Origin of the sequence: Kitasatospora sp. NPDC057518, assembly GCF_042802075.1 — a bacterium.
Classification (GTDB): Bacteria; Actinomycetota; Actinomycetes; order Streptomycetales; family Streptomycetaceae; genus Kitasatospora.
Genome location: NZ_JBHVEU010000549.1, coordinates 1 through 5,248 on the forward strand (window position 1 = coordinate 1; position 5,248 = coordinate 5,248).

At 75.3% G+C, this 5,248-nt stretch carries 3 protein-coding genes; 2 read left to right on the plus strand and 1 reads right to left on the minus strand.

Going from position 1 to position 5,248, the window contains the following annotated elements:
- A partial coding sequence (locus ACFU7Z_RS35735; protein WP_380782170.1) for a lactonase family protein occupies nucleotides 1–1,013 on the minus strand: 1,013 nt, incomplete at its 3' end.
- A 251-nt stretch (nucleotides 1,014–1,264) separates the two neighbouring features.
- On the opposite strand from ACFU7Z_RS35735, the gene ACFU7Z_RS35740 reads away from it, so the two are divergent.
- Together ACFU7Z_RS35740 and ACFU7Z_RS35745 are read left to right on the plus strand one after the other, a co-directional pair.
- Complete coding sequence (locus tag ACFU7Z_RS35740) at nucleotides 1,265–3,088, plus strand: glycoside hydrolase family 15 protein (protein ID WP_380782172.1); 1,824 nt, start codon at nucleotides 1,265–1,267, stop codon at nucleotides 3,086–3,088.
- Entirely contained in the window at nucleotides 3,085–4,527 is a 1,443-nt protein-coding gene (locus tag ACFU7Z_RS35745) for a glucose-6-phosphate dehydrogenase (NADP(+)) (protein WP_380782174.1), read from the plus strand. Before ACFU7Z_RS35740 ends, ACFU7Z_RS35745 begins: the two co-directional genes overlap by 4 nt.
- The last annotated feature ends 721 nt before the right edge of the window (nucleotides 4,528–5,248 follow it).

The window sequence follows — 5,248 nt, forward strand, 5'->3', positions numbered from 1 at the left end:
GCCAGCGAGCCCGCCCGGCGGGGGACGCCGGTGGCGGTGTCCAGGTCGAACCAGGTGACGTCGCCGGAGTGCTGGTTCGCCGCGTACAGCCGGGTGCCGGTCGGGCCGAGCACCAGGTCGCGCGGCCAGCGGCCCCCGCAGGGCACCGAGGTGACCACGTGCGCCCGCTCGCCCGTCGCGTCGAGGGCGAGCACCACGATGGTGTCGGTGCCGCGCTCGGCCGCCCACAGGAACCGGCCGTCGGGGGAGACCACCGGGGCCGACGGCGAGACCGGGCCCTCGACGCCGTCCGGGAACAGCGGGACCTCCGCGACCGGTTCGAGCGCCCCGGCCGCCGCGTCCCAGCGGCAGACCGTCACGACGGGGCGCAGCTCGCCGAGCACGTACGCGTGCCGGCCGGAGGGGTGGAAGGCGAGGTGCCGCGGCCCGGTGCCGGGCGGAAGCGCGGTCTCCGCGTGCACGGTGAGCGCCCCCGTCGCCGGGTCCAGGGCGAGGACCCGCACCGCGTCGGTGCCGAGGTCGACGGCGAGCACCCAGCGCCCCGACGGGTCGGGGAGCACCTGGTGGGCGTGCGGGGCCCGTTGGCGGTCCGGGTGCGGCCCGCTGCCCCGGTGGCGCAGCACGGTGGCCGGGGGCCGCGGGGTGCCGTCGTCGGCGAGCGGCAGCACGCTGACGCTGCCGGAGCCGTAGTTGGCCGTCAGCAGGTGGCCCCGGCTGAGGCTCAGGTGGGTGGGGTGGTCCCCGTCCACCGGGACGGGGGCGCCGAGCGGGCGGGGCGCCGGAGCGGCGAGGTCGTGGGCGGTGACGGCGCCCGGCTCCGTCTCGGACACGGCGTAGAGCACCGGGCCGCCGGCGGCGAGCCCGAGGGCGAGGTAGGACGGGTCGACGGCCTCGACGACACCGGTGGCGGTCAGCGCCCCCGAGTCCGGATCCAGCGATGCCAGGACGATCCCGCGCCCGCCCTCCGAGGTGAACGACCCGATGAAGGCCCGCTCCGCGCCGCTGTCCGCCACCGCAAACCTCCGTCGTCCACCGTCCGCTGTCCGGGCTCGAACGCTAGCAGGTGCGGGGTCCGGGCTCTTTCGCCGGAGAGCGCTTTTTCACTGGAAAGCACCGCTGCCGGAGCGGCCGGATCGCGGACCGGCCCGATCCCCGGGAACGTGGGAGCCGTTGGCCGCGCGGCCGGGTCGCCGTCGGCCCGGCGGTCCGCACCGGGACGACGCCCCTTCGACCACCCCCCTTGGCGCTGCGGAAGCGAGGCGGCATGTACGACCCCGACCCACCGTTCCGGCCGGTCCGCCGCCGGAACGGCTACCCGCCGCTGGAGGACCTCGGCCTGATCGGCAACGGCGCGACGGCCGCGCTGGTCGGCCTGGACGGCGCCGTCCCGTGGCTGTGCCTGCCCCGGTTCGACTCCGAGCCGCTGTTCTGCGGCCTGCTGGACCACGCCCGGGGCGGGCACTTCACCCTCGCCCCGGAGGGCCTGGTGGAGGCCAGGCAGCGCTACGAACCGGACACCGGCGTGCTGGTCACCGAACTGCGCGGCCCCACCGGCCTGGTGCGCGTCACCGACGCGCTGACCCTGCGCTCCGGCGCCGACCTCACTGACGACGCGCCGGCCGACCGGGGCGAACTCGTGCGCTCGGCCGTGGTGCTGGACGGGACGGTCCGGCTGCGGGCGGAGCTGGAGCCGCGCGGCGGCGCGCAGGCCCGCGCCCTGTTCAGCGGACTGGAGGTGCGCCCGCACCGGCGCCCGGACCTGCGGCTGCACCTGCGCTCCAACCGCCCGCTGACCGGCCTGTGCGGCACCCACGAGCTGCGGCAGGGCGAACGCCTGGACCTGGTGCTGTCCTGGGGCCGCTTCCACCGCCACCACCGCTTCGACACCGACGCGACCCTCAAGGCCACCGCCGAGGCCTGGCGCCGCTGGATGGGGCACTTCGCGTACGACGGCCCCCAGGAGCCCCTGGTCCGGCGGGCCGCGATCACGCTGAAGCTCTGCGACGACTGGGCCAACGGCTCGCTGGTCGCCGCCCCCACCTCCTCGCTGCCCGCGCCGATCGGCGGGATCCGCAACTGGGACTACCGCTACAGCTGGATCCGCGACGCGGCGTTCGCCGTGTTCGCCCTGCGCCGGATCGGCTTCGGCGGCGAGGCCGACGCCTTCCTCGGCTGGGTCCTGGACGCCTTCGAGACCAGCCGGCGGCCCCGGATCATGTACGACCTGCGCGGCGGCCCGGTGCCGGACGAGGTCGTGGACGGCGAACTGGAGGGCTACCAGGGCTCGGCCCCGGTGCGCTGGGGCAACGGCGCGACCGACCAGCGCCAGCACGACGTCTACGGCGAGATCCTGGACTGCGCCCACCAGTGGCTGCGCTCCGGCGGCGAGATCCAGCCCGCGCTCTGGGCCGGCCTGGCCGAGCTGGCCGACGCCGCCCGGCAGGCCTGGCGGGAGCCGGACCAGGGCATCTGGGAAGTGCGCAGCGAGGGCCGGGTGTTCACGTACTCGGCGGGCCTGTGCCAGGTGGCCCTGGACCGGGCCGCCCGGATCGGCGAGCGGCTCGGCCGGTCCGACGGGCCGGACCGCTGGCGCGCCTCGGCCGAGGAGCTGCGCCGGCTCGTCCTGGAGCAGTCCTGGGACGAGGAAGCCAAGACCCTCAGCGCCCACCTGGACGGCGGCGGCACGCTGGACGCGAGCCTGCTCGCGCTCCCGCTGCGCCGGGTGGTGCCGGCCGACCACCCGCGGATGGTGGCGACCGCCGCGGCCGTCGCCGAGCGCCTGTCGGCGGGCGGCGGGCTGCTTTACCGCTACCTGCACGAGGAGTCCCCGGACGGGCTGCCGGGCGACGAGGGCGCCTTCGTGCTGTGCAGCTTCTGGCTGGTCGACAACCTGGTCGGCCAGGGCCGGACCGACGAGGCCGGGGAGCTGTACGCCTCGCTGTGCTCCCGGGCGAGCCCGCTGGGGCTGGTGTCCGAGCAGATCGACCCGTCCACAGGAGAGTTCATGGGCAACTTCCCCCAGGCGTTCAGCCACATCGGGATCATCTCCAGCGGCGTGAACCTGGCCCGGACGGGGGGACGGGGATGATCGACCGGCTCGCGATCCTCGGCGGCACCGGGGACCTCAGCGCCCGCTTCCTGCTGCCGGCGCTGGCCGCGCTGCGGGCGGCGGGGCACACCGGCGACGCGCTCCGGGTGACCGGGGCGAGCCGGGAGGACTGGGACACCGGGCGGTACCGGGCGTGGGCCGCGGAGCGGCTCGACCGGCACGGCGGCGCCCTCCCGGCCGGGGCCGGGGAGGCGGTGGTCTCCGCCCTCGACTACCGGCGGGCCGACGTCACCGACCCCGCCGACGTGGCCGCGGTCGTCGCCGGGGAGGGGCCGGTGGCCGTCTACCTGGCCCTCCCGCCGGCGCTCTTCCCCGCCGCGGTCACCGCCCTGCACGCGGCGGGCCTGCCGGAGGGCAGCCGGATCGTGCTGGAGAAGCCGTTCGGCGAGGACCTGGCCGGCGCGCGGGAGCTGAACCGGCTGCTCGCCGAACTCCTGCCGGAGCGGGCGGTGTTCCGGGTCGACCACTTCCTGGCCATGACGACCGTCCAGAACGTCCTCGGCAGCCGGCTGGCCAACCGGGTGCTCGAACCCCTCTGGAACAGCACCCACATCGCCGAGGTGGACATCACCTGGGACGAGACGCTGGCACTGGAGGGCCGGGCCGGGTACTACGACCGGGTCGGGGCGCTCAAGGACATGGTCCAGAACCACCTGCTGCAACTGCTCTGCCTGGTGGCCATGGAACCGCCGCTCACGCTCGGCGAACGGGACCTGCGCGACCGGAAGGTGGACGTGCTGCGCTCCGTACGGCCGCTGACCGAGCACGACGTGGTGCACCGCACCCGGCGGGCCCGCTACCTGCCGGGCCGGATCGGGGACCGGGACGTCCCCGCGTACGCCGAGGAGGAGGGCGTGGACCCGGCGCGCGGCACCGAGACCTTCGCCGAGGTGGAACTGGAGCTGGACAGCTGGCGGTGGGCCGGGACGCGGTTCCGGCTGCGCAGCGGCAAGGCCCTGGGGGCGGACCGCAAGGAGGTCGCGGTGCACTTCCGCCCGGTGCCCCACCTGCCGTTCGGCCCCGGCGGGAAGAGCCACGGCGGGAAGAGCCCCGGCGGGGAGGGACACGGCGGGGAGGGCCACGGCGGGAAGGGCCACCGCGGGGAGGCCCGGCCCAACGTGCTGCGGTTCGAGCTGGAGCCGGAGGGGCTGGCCCTGGACCTGACCGGCATCGGCGCCCACGCCCACGAGCTCGTCCCGCTCTCGCTGACCGCGCGGATGGAGCCGCAGGACCTGCCCGCGTACGGGCGGCTGCTGCTGGACGTCCTGAACGGCGATCCGGCGCTGTCCATCCGCGGCGACGAGGCCGAGGAGGCCTGGCGGGTGCTCGAACCGGTGCTGGCCGCCTGGGAGCGGGGGCTGGTCCCGCTGGACGAGTACCCGGCGGGCTCGCAGGGGCCGCCGCCGCACTGGTGGTAGCCGCGCCGGTGCCCGGGTGACCGGCCGGTGGGGGGCCGGTCGGCCGGGGCCCGGGCGCTCGGGCCCCGGGAAGTGCCACTCGCGGCCCGCCCGGTGAATTCCGTCGCATTCCGGCACAGCAATCCCAGGCATCACAGTCACCACATTCGTCACAGGCGCCCGGTAAATCACTCGGCTATTTCGACGAATGACTGTTCGAGTGGCTGGTGGGATCCGAACCTCATATTTTCGGCCAAAGAATTCGCGCCCGTTCTCGGGCGTTCCGGGCGCGGCCGGGAGTCGCACCTGGGATTTTGGCGTTCCGATTACCGACGGCGGTCGCTCTCCGTTCAATCGGAAGGGGTTGCGAGCGGCTGACCCGCCGTGAAGACTGTTGCGCGTTCGTCGTCCGGACGTTCGGGACGACAGGGATTGTGCGACTCCCCGACCGTGTCGGCGCGTTCCGCGCGGCGGTTGCGGGGGTGGATCGCCAAAAGGGGGAATGGGCATGCCGGGTACGGCCGTTGCGCAGGTGGGGGCCGGGAGAGCGGCCGGCCGCCGGGGGACGGTTTTCTGTTCGAACGTGCCGGCGGGGTAAGAGTATTCGGAGGCTCGCGGTTCACCGCGATCCGGTCCGCCGTTCATCGCGCGGAGGGAAATCCGGATCGTATTCGCACCGCCCGGTCCGGGCGCGCCGACGCGACCGCGGAACGGCTCCGCGAGGGCGGGTGCGGTGTCCGGC

Coding starts and splice junctions, on each gene's coding strand:
- ACFU7Z_RS35745 (WP_380782174.1), top strand. CDS start 3,085: ATGATCGACCGGCTCGCGATCCTCGGCGGCACCGGGGACCTCAGCGCC.
- ACFU7Z_RS35740 (WP_380782172.1), top strand. CDS start 1,265: ATGTACGACCCCGACCCACCGTTCCGGCCGGTCCGCCGCCGGAACGGC.